The following is a 16,986-nucleotide window of genomic DNA, read 5'->3' as shown; positions in this document are numbered from 1 at the left end:
TGGCAGAAACCAGCAGAAAAAACTGAGAAGTGAGGCGGGAGCGACCTCCCGCCAGAGGGAAGGGCTACGCGCCCGGTTCGAGCATACCGCTTGCGCTGCGCTTCTGGCTGAACTGCCACCAGAGGGCCAGCAGCGTCATAAAGCCCACCGCGCCGAGCATCATCCACGGCAGTTCCGGTTGATTCAGCGCTTTGCCTGCATCAAACAGCCAGCCGCCGCCGGCGTAACCCAAAGCCCCACCAAAGGCCAGGCCGAGTCGGCTGAACCCCATATAGCTGCCGCGGGCACGTGCATCTGCAAGCGAGGCGCTCAGCGTCTCACGAGCCGGCTCGGCGATGATAGAGCCGATATAGAAGGTGCAAATCAGCGTAAACAGCTGCTGGAGAGAATTCACCAGACCGATGGGCATCATGCTCAGCGTCATTAAAAACAGCCCGGCCATCAGACGATGCTCCAGGCGAAAACGCCGTTCGCTCCAGCGGGCAATCGGATAGAGCAGCGTCAGCGAAAGCGCGGCTTCGATGGCGTACATCCATTTCACGGCGGCCGGGGTTCCCGCAATATCATTCACCATGATAGGCAGCATCAGCATCACCTGCACGGCAAGCATGTAGTAACCCGTCAGGGTCAATACGTAGGTGACAAAACGTTTGTCGTGCAGGACGCGGCCCAGCCCTTCGCGTACCGGCGCTTTCACCGTCGACAATTTCCATGCGGGCAGATACAGGCCATTAAAGAGGGCGCACAGAATAAAGAGCACCGCGCCAGCCGCGCAGACCAGACGGAAATCGTACTGCAGCAACCAGCTCCCCAGAAGCGCGCCAATTACCGCGCCCGCGCTGTCCTGCATCATCAAAATCGAGAAGAAACGTCCGCGGTGCTGCGGGCGAATTAACTTCACCACCAGCGCGGTGCGCGGCGGGTCAAACAGGGTTCCGCCGATCCCGGAGAGAAAGCAGGAGAACCACAGAAGCCAGGGCTCATGGGCAACCGCCATCGTGGCAAAGCCTGCCGCACGAAGCAGCATACCGGTCACAATCATCGGTTTCGCGCCGAAGCGGTCAGCAATGGCGCCGCCAAACACCCCAAGGCCTTGCTGGACAAACTGGCGTAACCCCAACGCGATGCCAACCATCAGCGCCGCCCAGCCCATCTGATCGACAAAGCGGATCGAGATAAGAGGAAACACGACAAAAAAGCCGAGCACGACCAGCATGTTATCGACTAGCAGGAAATATTTACCCAGGCTCCTCGCCTGTGATACGCGGGACATTTTCCCTCCAGGGAAAACAGGATGGTGAGCACGCTAACATTCTGCGGGGTTAATGCGCGTTTTCCCACCCCTGAGCGTGACAATATTTTTTTATCAAAAGAGCGCTTTGATAGAGAGTTCTCATCGAAAAATGTGAAAAGAGGTCAAAATGGTATGTCACTGTTTTCACAGACGGCGCAGGCACAGGTATAGTAAAGCTAATGGGTCAGCAGAAGTGACGGGAAGGAGTGGTATCGATGTTTGGCTATCGCAGTAATGTGCCAAAAGTGCGTCTGACAACGGACAGGCTGGTCGTTCGTCTGGTGCATGAGCGTGATGCCTGGCGTCTGGCGGATTATTACGCCGAGAATCGCCAGTTTTTAAAACCCTGGGAACCCGTTCGGGATGAGAGCCATTGTTACCCATCCGGCTGGCAGGCGCGCCTCAGTATGATTGCGGAATTTCATAAGCAGGGAAGTGCGTTTTATTTTGCGCTGCTGGATCCTGAAGAAAAAGAGATCATCGGCATCGCCAATTTTTCAAACGTCGTGCGCGGATCGTTTCACGCCTGCTACCTCGGCTACTCCATCGGTCAGAAATGGCAGGGGCAGGGGCTGATGTATGAAGCATTAACGGTGGCGATCCGTTATATGCAACGCACGCAACATATCCATCGTATTATGGCGAACTATATGCCGCATAATCAGCGCAGCGGTAATTTGCTGGCGCGTTTAGGGTTTGAGAAAGAGGGTTACGCCAAAGACTATCTGCTGATAGATGGAGAATGGCGCGACCATGTCCTCACGGCATTAACCACCCGGGACTGGACAGCGGGTCGCTAAGGAGAAGAGATGAAATATCAGTTAAGCGGTGCAGAAGCGCGCGTCGTCGGATGCCTGCTGGAAAAACAGGTCACGACGCCGGAGCAATATCCGCTCTCTGTCAACGCCGTCATGATGGCCTGCAACCAAAAGACCAACCGCGAGCCGGTAATGAACCTCAGCGAGCATGACGTTCAGGATGTGCTGGATGAACTGGTGAAACGCCATTATCTGCGCACCGTCAGCGGCTTCGGAAACCGCGTCACCAAGTACGAACAACGTTTTTGTAATTCCGAATTCGGCGACCTGAAGTTGAGCGCCGCGGAAGTGGCGGTGATCACGACCCTCTTATTGCGCGGCGCACAGACTCCCGGCGAGCTGCGCACGCGGGCTTCCCGTATGCATGAGTTTGCGGATATGCAGGAAGTGGAACAAACCCTGGAAGGGCTTGCAACCCGCGAGGATGGCCCTTACGTGGTGCGTCTGGCACGCGAACCGGGCAAGCGTGAGAGCCGCTATATGCATCTCTTCAGTGGCGAGGTGGATACCGCGACGCTGGCAACGGAACAAGAGTCCACTGTTGTCAGCGGCAGCCTGACGGCGCGCGTGGACGCGCTGGAAGAGGAGGTCGCTGGGCTGAAGCAGCGCCTGGACGCACTGCTGGCACATTTGGGAGATTAACAGTGAAAAAATTACGTGTAGGCGTGGTGGGGCTTGGCGGTATTGCACAAAAAGCCTGGTTACCGGTATTAGGCGCGGCAACGGACTGGACGCTTCAGGGCGCGTGGTCACCTACCCGCGAGAAGGCTGAACGCATCTGCGCAACCTGGCGGATACCATACGCCGCTTCGCTGTCGGATCTTGCCCGCGAGTGCGATGCGGTATTTGTGCATACCTCAACGGCAACGCACTATCAGGTGGTCAGCGAACTGCTGAATGCCGGTGTTCACGTCTGTGTGGATAAGCCCCTGGCGGAGAACGTTCAGGATGCCGAGCGACTGATAGAGCTGGCGGCACGCAAGAACCTGACGCTGATGGTGGGCTTTAACCGCCGCTTCGCTCCGCTTTATCAGCAGCTGAAGGCACAGCCGGGCGCGCTGGCCTCTCTGAGGATGGATAAACACCGTACCGACAGCGTCGGGCCAAACGATCTGCGCTTTACGCTTCTCGATGATTATCTGCACGTGGTGGACACGGCGCTCTGGCTGACAAACGGCCAGGCTCAGCTGAAAAGCGGGACCTTGATGACCAACGATCTGGGCGAGATGGTCTACGCCGAGCACCACTTTGCGCTGGAACATCTGCAGGTGACCACCAGCATGCATCGTCGTGCGGGCAGTCAGCGGGAGTTTGTCCAGGCCGTCACTGACGGTGCGCTGTATGACATCACCGACATGCGGGAGTGGCGTGAAGAGAAGGGCAACGGTGTGGTCACGCTTCCGGCGCCGGGCTGGCAGAGCACTCTGGAGCAACGCGGCTTCGCGGGATGCGCCCGTCACTTCATTAGCTGCGTGCAAAATCAGACGGTTCCGGAAACCGCCGGTGAACAGGCCATCATGGCGCAACGCATCGTGGAACGGCTCTGGCGAGAGGCCATGAGTGAATAACCCTCTGTAACATCTGCCGATAGTAATTCCCTTAAATCCGGGTAGACTAAGCGCCGATTGTTGGTTTCGCCGGGAGGCTTTTCGTCTACCCGGCCTGCAAATCCGAAGGCCTGCGCAAGCGCAACGCCGTCGGGCATTCATTACGCCTGCTCTGCAGGCGTTTTGCCGTATGGTTGTGGAAATTCATATTAATGAACTTATTAAAATCGCTGGCAGCCGTCAGCTCGATGACCATGTTTTCTCGCGTACTGGGTTTTGCGCGCGATGCCATTGTGGCAAGGGTTTTTGGTGCTGGGATGGCAACGGACGCCTTTTTCGTCGCGTTCAAACTGCCGAATTTATTGCGCCGTATTTTTGCTGAGGGGGCTTTCTCGCAGGCCTTCGTTCCAATTCTGGCGGAATATAAAAGCAAGCAGGGCGAAGATGCTACGCGGGTATTTGTCGCCTACGTCTCCGGGCTGCTGACGCTGGCGCTGGCTATAGTGACAGTCCTGGGGATGCTGGCTGCGCCCTGGGTGATTATGGTGACCGCGCCGGGGTTTGCCGACACCGCTGATAAATTTGCGCTTACCACCCAGCTGCTGCGCATTACCTTTCCTTATATCCTGCTGATCTCACTGGCCTCGCTGGTGGGGGCAATCCTCAATACCTGGAACCGCTTCTCCGTTCCGGCGTTTGCGCCGACGTTTTTGAATGTCAGCATGATTGGCTTTGCCCTGTTTGCCGCACCGCATTTCAACCCGCCGGTACTGGCGCTGGCCTGGGCGGTGACCGTGGGCGGCGTCCTGCAGCTGGCATATCAGCTGCCGCATCTGAAGAAAATTGGCATGCTGGTTCTGCCGCGCATTAATTTCCGTGATGCTGGCGCAATGCGCGTCATGAAGCAGATGGGACCTGCAATCCTCGGGGTTTCTGTCAGCCAGATCTCACTTATCATCAATACCATCTTTGCCTCTTTCCTGGTGTCCGGTTCGGTCTCCTGGATGTACTACGCTGACCGTTTGATGGAGTTTCCTTCTGGCGTACTGGGCGTCGCGCTGGGGACGATTCTGCTGCCGTCGCTCTCGAAAAGCTTTGCCAGCGGCAACCATGATGAGTATTGCCGCCTGATGGACTGGGGCTTACGCCTCTGTTTCCTGCTGGCACTGCCAAGCGCGGTGGCGCTGGGGATCCTCGCGAAACCGCTGACCGTCTCGCTGTTCCAGTACGGTAAATTTTCAGCCCATGATGCGTCCATGACTCAGCAAGCGCTGGTGGCGTACTCGGTGGGATTGATGGGGCTGATTGTTGTTAAAGTGCTGGCACCAGGGTTCTACTCCCGTCAGAACATTAAAACGCCGGTGAAGATTGCCCTGGTGACGCTGGTGATGACCCAGTTGATGAACCTGGCGTTTATTGGCCCGCTGAAGCACGCGGGTCTGGCTCTGTCTATTGGTCTGGCGGCCTGTCTGAATGCCGGGCTGTTGTACTGGCAGCTGCGTAAGCAGGATATCTTCACGCCGCAGCCGGGCTGGGCGAGTTTCCTTGTGCGACTGGTTATCGCGGTGCTGGTGATGGCAGCGGCGTTGCTCGGCATGATGCACGTGATGCCGGAGTGGTCGCTCGGCACCATGCCTTATCGTCTGCTGCGACTGATGGCCGTGGTGGGTGTTGGGGTTGTGGCTTACTTTGCCACCCTCGCCGTGTTGGGCTTCAAAGTGAAAGAGTTTGCCCGCCGTACGGCATAAACGCCAAAAGGGGAGTTCACCTTATGGTGCTCCCCACTGCTTGATTTGTCGCTTATGCTTCAAATCGAAATCTTTTTCCCGCCCGTAATACGTGCCGTCGCTGTCTGACCATCCGCACCGTACAGCCCGGTTTCTTTATGCGGCTTTAACACCTCAAGCGCTTGCTGATTACGCTCTATCTGACCTTCAAGCAGCCAGCCGTTATGCTGGTTGAGATCGCGAAGGTGCTGGGTTTTTTCTGTAATAGTCTGCCAGCGCTCAACGATATCGTCGTTAGCACTGCGCTTAGGATCCTGCTCAGCGCGACGTTGCTGCTCAAGGTAATCCAGCGTCGCCAGAAGCGAGCTTTTGTCTTCAGTAATACGCTGCAACGCGCTGCCGTTGATGTGACCGGAAGAGAGGTGCTGTTGCTCAGCGTCCATTACCGTTTTCAGGTCGTTCAGGACAACCGTCATTTGATCCAGTATTTCTGACAGTCGACTCATACGGTTAGTTACTCTGTAAGAAACTCTGCGCTTCCTGAATCAGGGCGTCAGCAATTTTGCTGGTGTCCATTTTCAGCTCGCCGTTACGAATAGCCGTTTTCAGCGCTTCAACGCGTTCCATGTTGATATCGTTGCCGCCTGGCTGCATCAGTTTTGCCTGGGCATCGCTCAGGGTTACGCTGGTGCTGTTAGACGTTGACGGTTTTTCCAGACGCGTTTTCTGCGGCGTAGCGTCATTCGTTTCGCGAGGTTGTACAGCGCTTACCGGCTTCAGGGCTGATGTACGATCAATGCTCATAGTGTTGTCCTCATCGAGGGTTCGCGGCGTGGGCGCCTGACATCATCAATAGTTGAATATTTATCGGCAGCTGCAGCGAAATCTTTAAAAAGATTATAGGTTAATCAGAATATTCCCATCAGAATCGACGGTTCCGCTAACCACCTGCCCTGAAGACATTCTGACGCGGGCATTTTGCGCCACCGCGGCATTGTTTAACGCTTTCCCTTCACTGTTGATACTGAAGCCATCTCCATTGGCCACCACCATCACCTGCTGACCCGCCTTGACGCGCCACGCCTGGCGCAGCATCGACAGCTGTATCGGCTGGCCCGGTGCGACATCACGCAGGCTGACGGCGTCCTGCGCCTGGTTAATTTCAAGCATTGTCCGTGGCGGCAGCTGATCCAGACGGCCGCGTTTCAACGTCACGCTGTTGGCCTGCAGTGCGGTACCCCGGGCAATGGGAACAGCGGCGACAACATAATTGCCTGTCGCCTGGACTGCAACCTGTAAATACCGTTTTTCGTTGGCGCAGCGTGCCAGCACGTTCACGTTCCCCCACAGTCTGGTGGTGCCGGTCACGGTAAATGACGGCTGCTCACAGGAGGGATACAGATTCGGTGGCGTGCGTACCGTGACGACAACTTCATCGCTAAAGCCCGCCAGCTTCTGGGCAAAAAAGGTGTTTAGCTGATCCTGTAAACCATCCGCCTGCACCAGGGGGCTAAAAAGCAAGAAAGTTGCCATCAGGCCACGTTTTAACGTTTGCATCGCAAGTTCCACCGTTTCCAGAATTGAGTGAATTCTACCTGCAGTGGTTTTTCATCAACGCAATAAATAGCGACGCATTTTGCGCTTATTCCGTCGATAAGGCGGATGGGTTGAGATTTAAGCTGTGAACTGAAATTTTGCCATCAGCGGAGGAGACATGCTCGATAAACTCGACGCCGCGTTACGTTTTCAGCAGGAAGCGCTCAATTTACGTGCCCAGCGGCAGGAAATTTTAGCCGCCAATATCGCTAACGCCGATACGCCAGGGTATCAGGCGCGCGATATTGATTTTTCCAGTGAGCTTAAAAAAGTGATGGAGCGTGGACGCGCAGAAGGGAGCGGTGTCGCGCTCGCGCTGACCTCCTCACGCCATATTCCCGCTCAGACGATGACCGCACCAACGACCGATTTGCTTTATCGCATTCCCGACCAGCCTTCACTCGACGGTAATACCGTGGACATGGACCGGGAGCGTACACAGTTTGCCGATAACAGCCTGAAGTACCAGACAGGCCTGACCGTTCTCGGCGGACAAATCAAAGGCATGATGAACGTCCTGCAGGGGGGCAACTGATAAATGGCCTTGCTGAATATTTTTGATATCGCCGGCTCGGCGCTTACCGCTCAGTCCAAACGTCTGAACGTAGCCGCCAGTAACCTGGCGAACGCCGACAGCGTGACCGGACCAGACGGTCAGCCTTATCGTGCGAAACAGGTCGTCTTTCAGGTCGATGCGGCGCCAGGTGCGGCCACCGGCGGTGTGAAAGTCTCTGATGTGGTTGAGAGCCAGGCACCGGACAAGCTGGTGTATGAGCCTGGCAACCCGCTGGCGGATGCGAACGGTTACGTAAAAATGCCTAACGTGGATGTGGTGGGTGAGATGGTGAACTCCATGTCGGCGTCACGCAGTTACCAGGCAAACGTCGAAGTGCTTAATACCGTGAAGAGCATGATGCTCAAAACACTCACTCTCGGCCAGTAAAGGAGACATGCATGTCCATCGCCGTAAATGTGAATGATCCCACGAACTCAGGTGTTAATGGCGCCAAAAGTTCGACGGGTTCCAACGCCCTGACGGGCAGTAACGCGTCCGATCTGCAGAGCAGCTTTCTGACGCTGCTGGTGGCGCAGCTGAAGAACCAGGATCCCACCAATCCGATGCAGAACAACGAGCTGACCACGCAACTGGCGCAGATCAGTACCGTCAGCGGCATTGAAAAACTCAACACCACCCTTGGCTCCGTTTCCGGTCAGATTGACAACAGCCAGTCTCTGCAGGCTGCGAATCTCATTGGTCATGGGGTGATGATCCCGGGGACCACGATCCTTGCCGGCACCAGCACTACCGATGGGACGTCAACCACGACCACCACGCCGTTTGGCGTTGAGCTGCAGCAGCCGGCTGACAAAGTGACTGCGACGATCAGCGATGCGAGCGGGGCAGTGGTACGCACCATTGACATTGGTGAGCTGAAGGCAGGCGTACACACCTTTACCTGGGACGGCAGCCTGACCGACGGCACGAAAGCACCAAACGGTTCTTACAAAGTGGCGATCAGCGCCAGCAACGGAACCACCCAACTGGTGGCGCAGCCGCTGCAGTTCGCGCTGGTTCAGGGCGTGATTAAAGGCGCTGGCGGTAACAAACTGGATTTGGGTACCTCAGGTACCACCACGCTCGACGAAGTTCGGCAGATTATCTAAGCCTTAACACTTATCAGGAGTAAGTCATGGCCTTTTCTCAAGCGGTCAGCGGCCTGAATGCTGCGGCCACCAACCTGGATGTCATTGGCAACAACATCGCCAACTCCGCGACCTATGGTTTTAAATCCGGTTCTGCCTCATTTGCAGATATGTTTGCCGGTTCCAAAGTGGGTCTGGGCGTGAAAGTTGCGGGCATCACTCAGGACTTTACCGACGGTACGACGACCAACACTGGTCGTGGTCTGGACGTTGCCATCAGCCAGAACGGTTTCTTCCGTATGGTCGATTCCAACGGCTCTGTGTTCTACAGCCGTAACGGTCAGTTCAAACTGGACGAAAACCGTAACCTGGTGAACATGCAGGGTCTGCAATTAACCGGTTATCCTGTTGCGGGTACCCCGCCAACGGTTCAGACCGGTGCTAACCCGCAGGCGATCAATATCCCAACGACCTTGATGGCGGCGAAATCCACCACCACCGCGTCCCAGCAGATCAACCTGAACTCCACTGACACCGCGCCAACCACGGCCTTTGATCCGACCAACCCTGACAGCTACAACAAAAAAGGGACGGTGACGGTCTTTGACAGCCAGGGTAATGCGCACAACATGAACCTGTTTTACGTTAAAGACGCGACTCCGGCAAACTCCTGGAAAGTCTATGCCCAGGACGGCAGCGTTGCAGGAAGCACGCCATCCCTGGCGACCACGCTGACCTTCAACACCAGCGGCGTACTGACCGGCGGCGGCAGCATCAATATCACCACCGGCACCGTTCCAGGTGCAACGCCAGCCACGTTTGCGATGAGCTTCGCCAATTCCATGCAGCAGAACACCGGCGCGAATAACATCGTGGCAACCAACCAGAACGGTTACAAACCGGGTGACCTGGTGAGCTACCAGATCAACGACGACGGCACCGTGGTGGGTAACTACTCCAACGAACAGACCCAGGCCCTGGGCCAGATCGTGCTGGCTAACTTCGCCAACAACGAAGGTCTGAAGTCTGAAGGCGATAACGTCTGGTCTGCCACCCAGTCTTCCGGCGTGGCGCTGCTGGGTACCGCGGGCTCCGGTAACTTCGGTACGCTGACCAACGGTGCGCTGGAAGCGTCTAACGTGGATCTGAGTAAAGAGCTGGTGAACATGATCGTCGCGCAACGTAACTATCAGTCGAACGCGCAGACCATCAAAACCCAGGATCAGATCCTCAACACGCTGGTTAACCTGCGTTAAGCGGCTGACAGGAAAGCGCAATGGATCACGCAATATATACCGCGATGGGCGCGGCAAGCCAGACGCTCAATCAGCAGGCTGTTACTGCCAGCAACCTGGCAAACGCCTCTACACCGGGCTTTCGTGCGCAGCTTAATGCGCTGCGTGCGGTCCCGGTGGAAGGGCTCTCCCTGCCGACGCGTACGCTGGTCACGGCCTCTACGCCGGGTGCGGATATGACGCCAGGCCAGATGGATTACACCTCACGCCCGCTGGACGTTGCCCTGCAACAGGACGGCTGGCTGGCGGTGCAGACCGCTGACGGCGGTGAAGGATATACCCGTAACGGTAACATCCAGGTGAGTGCCACGGGCCAGCTGACGATTCAGGGTCATCCGGTAATGGGTGAAGCGGGTCCGCTGACGGTGCCGGAAGGGTCTGAGCTGACTATCGCGGCCGACGGGACCATTTCGGCATTGAACCCGGGCGATCCGGCCAATACCGTTGCGCCCGTCGGGCGTCTGAAACTGGTGAAGGCGGAAGGCAAAGAGGTGCAGCGTGGCGATGACGGGATGTTCCGTCTGACCCAGGCGACCCAGGCCACTCGGGGTGCCACGTTACAGGCCGATCCGAGCATCCGCGTGATGTCCGGCGTTCTGGAAGGCAGTAACGTCAAGCCGGTCGAAGCGATGACCGACATGATCGCCAGTGCCCGTCGTTTTGAAATGCAGATGAAGATTATCAGCAGCGTTGATGAGAACGCGGGCAAGGCTAACCAACTTCTGGCTATGAGTTAACAGGACTCCTTATGATCAGTTCTTTATGGATCGCGAAAACTGGCCTGGACGCGCAGCAAACCAACATGGATGTGATTGCCAACAACCTGGCAAACGTCAGCACCAATGGTTTCAAGCGTCAGCGTGCGGTTTTCGAAGATTTGCTTTATCAAACCATCCGCCAGCCGGGAGCGCAGTCTTCTGAACAAACGACACTGCCATCCGGTCTGCAGATTGGTACCGGTGTTCGTCCGGTAGCCACCGAGCGTCTGCATAGCCAGGGCAACCTGTCTCAGACCAACAACAGCAAAGACGTGGCAATCAAAGGCCAGGGGTTCTTCCAGGTGCAGTTGCCTGACGGTACTTCTGCCTATACCCGCGACGGATCGTTCCAGGTCGATCAGAATGGTCAGCTGGTGACGGCGGGTGGTTTCCAGGTTCAGCCTGCGATTACCATCCCGGCGAATGCCCTGAGTATTACTATCGGGCGTGACGGCGTGGTGAGTGTGACGCAGCAGGGGCAGGCCGCACCTGTTCAGGTTGGACAGCTGAACCTAACCACCTTCATGAACGACACCGGTCTGGAAAGCATTGGTGAGAACCTCTACACCGAAACGCAATCCTCCGGTACGCCAAATGAAAGCACCCCGGGCCTCAACGGTGCGGGTCTGTTGTATCAGGGTTATGTGGAAACCTCGAACGTGAACGTTGCGGAAGAGCTGGTGAATATGATCCAGGTCCAGCGCGCGTATGAAATTAACAGTAAAGCAGTGTCGACGACCGACCAGATGCTGCAGAAACTGACGCAACTCTAAGGTGTAGCCCGGTGCGGTCAACGCCGCGCCGGCTCCCTGTTTTCGAAGATGAAGGCAATGCAAAAAAACGCGGCGTTTCGTTATCCGATACTGACTGTTCTGGCTGTCACCCTCAGCGGGTGTGCCTTGATCCCGTCTAAACCTTTAGTGCAGGGTGCGACTACCGCCCAACCCGTTCCTGGCCCGGCGCCAGTGGTGAACGGCTCCATTTTCCAGACCGCGCAGCCAATCAATTATGGCTATCAACCGCTGTTTGAAGATCGCCGCCCGCGTAATGTCGGCGATACGTTGACCATTGTGCTGCAGGAAAACGTCAGCGCGAGCAAGAGCTCGTCGGCGAATGCCAGCCGCGATGGCAAAACCAATTTCGGTTTCGATACCGTTCCACGCTATCTGCAGGGCCTGTTCGGCAATGCGCGTGCTGATGTCGAGGCCTCTGGCGGCAATACCTTTAACGGTAAAGGTGGCGCGAATGCCAGCAATACCTTTAGCGGCACGCTGACGGTGACGGTTGACCAGGTGCTGGTTAACGGCAATTTACACGTTGTGGGTGAAAAACAGATCGCCATCAATCAGGGCACTGAGTTCATTCGTTTCTCGGGCGTGGTTAATCCTCGCACCATCAGCGGCACCAACACCGTTCCGTCCACCCAGGTGGCGGATGCGCGCATCGAGTACGTCGGTAACGGCTACATCAATGAAGCGCAAAATATGGGTTGGCTGCAGCGTTTCTTCCTTAACTTATCGCCGATGTAAGCGAGGTGACCCATGTTTAAATCGATCTTCGCCGTGGCGCTGGCGCTGGTGGCAACGTTTGCCCAGGCTGACCGTATTCGCGATCTCACCAGCGTTCAGGGCGTACGCGAAAACTCGCTGATTGGCTATGGCCTGGTGGTGGGTCTGGACGGAACGGGCGACCAGACCACCCAGACGCCATTCACGACTCAAAGTTTGAACAACATGCTTTCCCAGCTCGGTATTACCGTCCCGGCGGGAACCAACATGCAGCTGAAAAACGTGGCCGCGGTCATGGTCACCGCCTCCTACCCGGCGTTCGCGCGCCAGGGGCAGACGATTGATGTCGTGGTCTCGTCAATGGGTAACGCCAAAAGCCTGCGTGGCGGCACGCTGCTGATGACTCCGCTGAAAGGGGTCGACAGCCAGGTTTATGCGCTGGCGCAGGGGAACATTCTTGTCGGCGGTGCCGGCGCGTCTGCGGGTGGCAGCAGTGTGCAGGTGAACCAGCTGAACGGCGGGCGTATCACCAATGGTGCAATCATTGAGCGTGAACTGCCGACCCAGTTTGGCGCAGGTAACACCATTAACCTGCAGTTGAATAATGAAGACTTCACAATGGCGCAGCAGATTGCCGACACCATCAACCGTAGCCGCGGCTACGGCAGCGCCACGGCACTGGATGCCCGTACCGTGCAGATCCGCACTTCTACCGGCAGCAGCAACCAGGTCCGTATGCTGGCTGATATCCAGAATATGGAAGTGAATGTTCCGGTTCAGGATGCCAAAGTGATTATCAACTCGCGCACCGGTTCGGTCGTAATGAACCGCGAAGTGTCGCTCGACAGCTGTGCCGTGGCGCAGGGTAACCTCTCCGTGACGGTTAACCGTTCCGCCAACGTCAGTCAGCCTGATACCCCGTTCGGGGGTGGCCAGACCGTGGTGACGCCACAAACGCAGATTGATTTGCGCCAGAGCGGTGGATCGCTGCAGAGCGTACGCTCCAGCGCGAACCTCAATAGCGTGGTTCGGGCCCTGAATGCCCTGGGGGCGACGCCGATGGATCTGATGTCGATTCTGCAATCCATGCAAAGCGCGGGCTGTCTGCGCGCCAAACTGGAAATCATCTGATGCTGACCGATAGCAAGCTGTTGACCGGTGCTGCCTGGGATGCCCAGTCGCTCAACGAACTGAAAACCAAAGCAGGTAAGGACCCGGCGGCGAATATCCGCCCGGTCGCCCGCCAGGTGGAAGGGATGTTTGTACAGATGATGCTGAAAAGCATGCGTGAAACCCTGCCGAAAGACGGGATGTTCAGCAGTGATTCAACCCGTCTTTACACCAGCATGTATGACCAGCAGATTGCGCAGCAGATGACCGCCGGGAAAGGACTCGGTCTGGCTGATATGATTGTCAAACAGACCGAAGCCGCGCAGGGCATCCAGCCGGATGATAAGCCACAGCAGGTGCCGATGAAGTTCGACCTGCAAACGGTGACCAGTTATCAGAATCAGGCCCTGACGCAGATGGTGCGCAAAGCCGTACCGAAGGCCACGAGTACCAGCGATGAGCCACTTTCTGGCGACAGCAAAGACTTCCTGGCGCAGCTCTCGCTGCCGGCACGTCTTGCCAGTGAACAGAGCGGCGTGCCTCACCACCTGATCCTCGCGCAGGCGGCGCTGGAGTCCGGCTGGGGTCAGCGGCAGATCCGTAAAGAAAACGGCGATCCGAGCTTTAACATCTTCGGCGTGAAGGCCACGTCGAGCTGGAAGGGGCCGACCACCGAGATCACCACCACTGAATATGAAAACGGTGCGGCGGTGAAGGTTAAAGCCAAATTCCGCGTCTATAGCTCCTATCTGGAAGCCTTATCCGACTATGTGGGCCTGTTGAGCCGAAATCCGCGTTACACCGCCGTTACACAGGCGGCAACCGCGGAGCAGGGCGCTCAGGCACTGCAGAACGCGGGCTACGCCACCGATCCGAACTATGCGCGTAAGCTCACCAGCATGATTCAGCAGCTGAAATCGATGGGCGAGAAGGTCAGTAAAGCCTATAGCACAGATATCGAAAATCTGTTCTGAAAGTTCTCAAGTCCCGGTGGAGGCTGCCGATAACCTTCATCAGGACTCGTGTCTGAACGTATAAAAGGAACCCCCATGTCCAGTTTGATTAACAGTGCCATGAGTGGCCTCAGTGCTGCGCAGTCGGCACTCAATACCGTCAGTAATAATATTTCAAGCTATAACGTGGCAGGTTATACCCGCCAGACGACAGTGCTGGGCGCGTCGAACAGCACGCTGACCGGCGGTGGCTGGGTAGGTAACGGGGTTTATGTCTCCGGTGTCCAGCGTGAGTATGATGCATTCATTACCAACCAGCTGCGCGCCGCGCAGACCCAGAGCAGCGGCCTGACTACGCGCTATCAGCAGATGTCAAAAATCGACGATGTGCTCTCGGATACCACCAACTCGCTCTCTACCACGCTGCAGGACTTCTTCAAAAGTCTGCAGACGTTGGTGAGCAACGCGGAAGATCCGGCTGCGCGCCAGACGGTGCTGGGCAAAGCGGATGGCCTGGTCAATCAGTTTAAAACCAACGATCAGTATCTTCGCGATCAGGATTCTCAGGTGAATACCGCGATTTCTGCCAGCGTCGATCAAATTAATAACTACGCCAAACAGATTGCGAACCTGAACGATCAGATTTCCCGTCTGACCGGCGTGGGTGCTGGCTCATCACCAAATGACCTGCTCGATCAACGCGATCAGCTGGTGAGCGAACTGAATAAAATTGTCGGTGTTGAAGTTTCTGTGCAGGATGGCGGCACGTATAACGTCTCATTTGGCACCGGTTACAGCCTGGTACAGGGGAGCAAAGCGAACCAGCTGGCTGCGGTGAATTCCAGCGCAGACCCAACCCGTACAACGCTGGCCTATACCGATGACGTTTCCGGGAATATCGAAATTCCTGAGAAGCTGATTACCACCGGCACCCTTGGCGGTTTACTCACCTTCCGCTCTGAAGATCTGGATAAAGCGCGTAATAGCCTTAACCAGATGGCGCTGGCCTTTGCTGACGCGATGAACAAGCAGCATGAAGCGGGTTTTGATGCTAACGGCGATGCTGGCGGCAAGCTCTTTGACTTTGGCTCGCCTGCGGTTGTGTCCAACAGCAAGAATTCAGGTACCGCCGCGCTGACAGCCTCCGTGACTGACAGTACTAAAGTCCAGGCAACCGATTATAAGCTGCAGTTCAACGGAACCGACTGGACCATTACGCGTACGTCGGATAAGACCAGTTTCACGATGAGTCCGGATGCGAGCGGCAATCTGTCTTTCGACGGCCTGAATGTCAACGTGAGCGGTACCGCGAATAACAAAGACAGTTTTGTTGTGAAGCCCGTTTCTGATGTCATCGTAAACATGGAACTCAAGTTTAATGATGAGTCCAAACTGGCGATGGCATCGACAAGCGCCGGTGGCGAAAGTGACAACCGCAACGGTCAAAAATTGCTGGATCTGCAAAATAGCAAGCTTGTCGGCGGGAATAAGTCTTTCAATGATGCTTATGCTTCCCTTGTCAGTACCGTTGGTAGCTCAACAGCGGCACTGAAAACCAGCAGCGAAACGAAAGCGAATGTGGCGACGCAGTTAACCAAACAGCAGCAGTCGATCTCAGGGGTAAACCTTGACGAAGAGTACGGCAATTTGCAGCGCTATCAGCAGTATTACCTCGCTAATGCGCAGGTTCTACAAACTGCCAGCTCGCTCTTTGATGCAATCATTAATATTCGCTAAGGCTGAGGTGAAACATGCGTATTAGCACCCAGATGATGTACGACCAAAACATGCGCGGGATCACCGATTCCCAGAGCAAGTGGTTGAGTTATGGTGAACAAATGTCCACCGGCAAGCGCGTCAATCGCCCGTCGGACGATCCTATCGCGGCGTCGCAGGCTATTGTTCTGTCACAATCACAGTCACAAAATAGCCAGTTTGCGTTGGCAAGATCGTTCGCATCACAAAAAGTTTCTCTCGAAGATAATGTGCTTAACCAGGTCACTGCCGCCATCACCAGTGCTAAAGAGAAATTAGTCTATGCCGGAAACGCAACCTTAAGTGATGACGATCGCCTGTCGCTGGCGAGCGATTTGCAAGGTATTCGCGACCAATTGATGAACCTTGCAAACACCGCGGATGGTAATGGTCGGTTTATTTTTGCCGGCTTTAAGACTGAAGTGCCACCGTTTGATTCCGTTACCGGTGATTACAAAGGCGGTACTGAGGCTATTTCGCAGCAGGTTGATACCGCGCGTAATATGGTCATTAGCCACACGGGTCAGCAGATCTTCGAAAGCATCACCAGTAACGCCAAAGAACTGCCTGGTGGCGGATATGGCGAGACGAACATGTTCAAGATCCTCGATACGGCGATTACCGCGCTTAAGGTTCCCGTCGATACCGACTCTGCTGCAGCTGAAGCGCAGGGGAAAATCATTTCTGATGCTCAAACCGGCATCACAAATACCCAGAACAACATTCTTACTGTTGCTGCTGATGTAGGTACCAAGATGAACGAGCTTGAAAAGCTGGATAACCTTGGTGACGATCGTGCACTGGGCCAGACTAAGCAGATGAGCGACCTGGTTGATGTGGACTGGAACGCAGCGATCTCCTCTTACACCATGCAGCAGGCCGCGCTGCAGGCATCTTATAAAGCGTTTAGCGATATGCAGGGCATGTCCCTGTTCCAGCTGAACAGATAACAACTTGACCTCTTGGAACATGTCTTGAAAC

General features: G+C 55.9%; 19 protein-coding genes. 15 read left to right on the top strand and 4 right to left on the bottom strand.

Features of this window, described 5'->3' with window-relative positions:
- Positions 1 to 64: 64 nt before the first annotated feature.
- Entirely contained in the window at positions 65 to 1,273 is a 1,209-nt protein-coding gene (gene mdtH, locus AB6731_RS07515) for a multidrug efflux MFS transporter MdtH (RefSeq protein ID WP_014169547.1), read from the bottom strand.
- A gap of 236 nt (positions 1,274 to 1,509) precedes the next feature.
- Between mdtH and rimJ the strand changes: the two genes are divergently transcribed.
- The 4 genes from rimJ to murJ all read left to right on the top strand — a co-directional run bounded on the left by rimJ (position 1,510) and on the right by murJ (position 5,407).
- Positions 1,510 to 2,094, top strand: coding sequence for a ribosomal protein S5-alanine N-acetyltransferase (gene rimJ / locus AB6731_RS07510; RefSeq protein WP_013097146.1), 585 nt, complete (start codon positions 1,510 to 1,512; stop codon positions 2,092 to 2,094).
- A 9-nt stretch (positions 2,095 to 2,103) separates the two neighbouring features.
- Positions 2,104 to 2,754, top strand: coding sequence for a YceH family protein (locus AB6731_RS07505; protein ID WP_020884684.1), 651 nt, complete (start codon positions 2,104 to 2,106; stop codon positions 2,752 to 2,754).
- A gap of 2 nt (positions 2,755 to 2,756) precedes the next feature.
- Entirely contained in the window at positions 2,757 to 3,680 is a 924-nt protein-coding gene (locus tag AB6731_RS07500) for a Gfo/Idh/MocA family protein (protein ID WP_025204464.1), read from the top strand.
- A gap of 191 nt (positions 3,681 to 3,871) precedes the next feature.
- Positions 3,872 to 5,407: a murein biosynthesis integral membrane protein MurJ gene (gene murJ / locus AB6731_RS07495; RefSeq protein ID WP_020884681.1), complete on the top strand. Its 1,536-nt coding sequence runs from the start codon at positions 3,872 to 3,874 to the stop codon at positions 5,405 to 5,407.
- Between the two features lie 59 nt (positions 5,408 to 5,466).
- Here the strand turns inward: murJ and flgN are convergent, their stop codons facing one another.
- The 3 genes from flgN to flgA form a co-directional block, all read right to left on the bottom strand.
- Positions 5,467 to 5,892: a flagella biosynthesis chaperone FlgN gene (gene flgN / locus AB6731_RS07490; protein WP_025204463.1), complete on the bottom strand. Its 426-nt coding sequence runs from the start codon at positions 5,890 to 5,892 to the stop codon at positions 5,467 to 5,469.
- A 4-nt stretch (positions 5,893 to 5,896) separates the two neighbouring features.
- Positions 5,897 to 6,190: a flagellar biosynthesis anti-sigma factor FlgM gene (gene flgM, locus AB6731_RS07485; RefSeq protein ID WP_014169554.1), complete on the bottom strand. Its 294-nt coding sequence runs from the start codon at positions 6,188 to 6,190 to the stop codon at positions 5,897 to 5,899.
- 93 nt (positions 6,191 to 6,283) lie between these two features.
- Positions 6,284 to 6,943, bottom strand: a complete 660-nt coding sequence (gene flgA, locus AB6731_RS07480) for a flagellar basal body P-ring formation chaperone FlgA (protein WP_020884679.1) — start codon at positions 6,941 to 6,943, stop codon at positions 6,284 to 6,286.
- Positions 6,944 to 7,100: 157 nt separating this feature from the next.
- Between flgA and flgB the strand changes: the two genes are divergently transcribed.
- From flgB to flgL, 11 genes are all read left to right on the top strand, one after another.
- On the top strand, positions 7,101 to 7,517 hold the full coding sequence (gene flgB / locus AB6731_RS07475) for a flagellar basal body rod protein FlgB (protein ID WP_014169556.1): 417 nt from the start codon (positions 7,101 to 7,103) through the stop codon (positions 7,515 to 7,517).
- Positions 7,518 to 7,520: 3 nt separating this feature from the next.
- Entirely contained in the window at positions 7,521 to 7,925 is a 405-nt protein-coding gene (gene flgC / locus AB6731_RS07470) for a flagellar basal body rod protein FlgC (RefSeq protein ID WP_013097138.1), read from the top strand.
- Positions 7,926 to 7,936: 11 nt separating this feature from the next.
- Positions 7,937 to 8,647, top strand: coding sequence for a flagellar hook assembly protein FlgD (gene flgD / locus AB6731_RS07465; RefSeq protein WP_322415805.1), 711 nt, complete (start codon positions 7,937 to 7,939; stop codon positions 8,645 to 8,647).
- A gap of 26 nt (positions 8,648 to 8,673) precedes the next feature.
- Positions 8,674 to 9,882, top strand: coding sequence for a flagellar hook protein FlgE (gene flgE / locus AB6731_RS07460; protein WP_014169558.1), 1,209 nt, complete (start codon positions 8,674 to 8,676; stop codon positions 9,880 to 9,882).
- A gap of 20 nt (positions 9,883 to 9,902) precedes the next feature.
- The gene (locus AB6731_RS07455) at positions 9,903 to 10,658 is read left to right on the top strand and encodes a flagellar basal body rod protein FlgF (protein WP_014169559.1); all 756 of its coding nucleotides are present in this window, start codon (positions 9,903 to 9,905) and stop codon (positions 10,656 to 10,658) included.
- A gap of 11 nt (positions 10,659 to 10,669) precedes the next feature.
- Positions 10,670 to 11,452, top strand: coding sequence for a flagellar basal-body rod protein FlgG (flgG, locus tag AB6731_RS07450; RefSeq protein ID WP_008500810.1), 783 nt, complete (start codon positions 10,670 to 10,672; stop codon positions 11,450 to 11,452).
- A 57-nt stretch (positions 11,453 to 11,509) separates the two neighbouring features.
- Complete coding sequence (gene flgH, locus AB6731_RS07445; RefSeq protein ID WP_023311139.1) at positions 11,510 to 12,208, top strand: flagellar basal body L-ring protein FlgH; 699 nt, start codon at positions 11,510 to 11,512, stop codon at positions 12,206 to 12,208.
- Positions 12,209 to 12,220: 12 nt separating this feature from the next.
- Positions 12,221 to 13,318: a flagellar basal body P-ring protein FlgI gene (locus tag AB6731_RS07440; protein ID WP_014169561.1), complete on the top strand. Its 1,098-nt coding sequence runs from the start codon at positions 12,221 to 12,223 to the stop codon at positions 13,316 to 13,318.
- The gene (gene flgJ / locus AB6731_RS07435) at positions 13,318 to 14,271 is read left to right on the top strand and encodes a flagellar assembly peptidoglycan hydrolase FlgJ (protein ID WP_014169562.1); all 954 of its coding nucleotides are present in this window, start codon (positions 13,318 to 13,320) and stop codon (positions 14,269 to 14,271) included. Before AB6731_RS07440 ends, flgJ begins: the two co-directional genes overlap by 1 nt.
- Positions 14,272 to 14,346: 75 nt before the next feature.
- On the top strand, positions 14,347 to 15,987 hold the full coding sequence (gene flgK / locus AB6731_RS07430; RefSeq protein WP_025204461.1) for a flagellar hook-associated protein FlgK: 1,641 nt from the start codon (positions 14,347 to 14,349) through the stop codon (positions 15,985 to 15,987).
- A 14-nt stretch (positions 15,988 to 16,001) separates the two neighbouring features.
- Positions 16,002 to 16,955 (top strand): flagellar hook-associated protein FlgL, encoded by a 954-nt coding sequence (flgL, locus tag AB6731_RS07425; protein ID WP_014169564.1) that lies wholly within the window; start codon positions 16,002 to 16,004, stop codon positions 16,953 to 16,955.
- The last annotated feature ends 31 nt before the right edge of the window (positions 16,956 to 16,986 follow it).

This window comes from Enterobacter sp. RCC_40 (genome assembly GCF_041360735.1).
In the GTDB taxonomy this organism is placed as follows: domain Bacteria; phylum Pseudomonadota; class Gammaproteobacteria; order Enterobacterales; family Enterobacteriaceae; genus Enterobacter; species Enterobacter ludwigii.
The sequence above is the reverse complement of the archived record's forward strand: the minus strand, read 5'-3'. Positions and strand labels throughout refer to the sequence as shown.

Coding starts and splice junctions, on each gene's coding strand:
- AB6731_RS07455 (WP_014169559.1), top strand. CDS start 9,903: ATGGATCACGCAATATATACCGCGATGGGCGCGGCAAGCCAGACGCTC.
- AB6731_RS07505 (WP_020884684.1), top strand. CDS start 2,104: ATGAAATATCAGTTAAGCGGTGCAGAAGCGCGCGTCGTCGGATGCCTG.
- AB6731_RS07440 (WP_014169561.1), top strand. CDS start 12,221: ATGTTTAAATCGATCTTCGCCGTGGCGCTGGCGCTGGTGGCAACGTTT.
- flgC (WP_013097138.1), top strand. CDS start 7,521: ATGGCCTTGCTGAATATTTTTGATATCGCCGGCTCGGCGCTTACCGCT.
- flgL (WP_014169564.1), top strand. CDS start 16,002: ATGCGTATTAGCACCCAGATGATGTACGACCAAAACATGCGCGGGATC.
- flgM (WP_014169554.1), bottom strand. CDS start 6,190: ATGAGCATTGATCGTACATCAGCCCTGAAGCCGGTAAGCGCTGTACAA.
- flgN (WP_025204463.1), bottom strand. CDS start 5,892: ATGAGTCGACTGTCAGAAATACTGGATCAAATGACGGTTGTCCTGAAC.
- murJ (WP_020884681.1), top strand. CDS start 3,872: ATGAACTTATTAAAATCGCTGGCAGCCGTCAGCTCGATGACCATGTTT.
- flgK (WP_025204461.1), top strand. CDS start 14,347: ATGTCCAGTTTGATTAACAGTGCCATGAGTGGCCTCAGTGCTGCGCAG.
- flgD (WP_322415805.1), top strand. CDS start 7,937: ATGTCCATCGCCGTAAATGTGAATGATCCCACGAACTCAGGTGTTAAT.
- flgJ (WP_014169562.1), top strand. CDS start 13,318: ATGCTGACCGATAGCAAGCTGTTGACCGGTGCTGCCTGGGATGCCCAG.
- mdtH (WP_014169547.1), bottom strand. CDS start 1,273: ATGTCCCGCGTATCACAGGCGAGGAGCCTGGGTAAATATTTCCTGCTA.
- flgH (WP_023311139.1), top strand. CDS start 11,510: ATGCAAAAAAACGCGGCGTTTCGTTATCCGATACTGACTGTTCTGGCT.
- flgG (WP_008500810.1), top strand. CDS start 10,670: ATGATCAGTTCTTTATGGATCGCGAAAACTGGCCTGGACGCGCAGCAA.
- flgA (WP_020884679.1), bottom strand. CDS start 6,943: ATGCAAACGTTAAAACGTGGCCTGATGGCAACTTTCTTGCTTTTTAGC.
- flgE (WP_014169558.1), top strand. CDS start 8,674: ATGGCCTTTTCTCAAGCGGTCAGCGGCCTGAATGCTGCGGCCACCAAC.
- rimJ (WP_013097146.1), top strand. CDS start 1,510: ATGTTTGGCTATCGCAGTAATGTGCCAAAAGTGCGTCTGACAACGGAC.
- flgB (WP_014169556.1), top strand. CDS start 7,101: ATGCTCGATAAACTCGACGCCGCGTTACGTTTTCAGCAGGAAGCGCTC.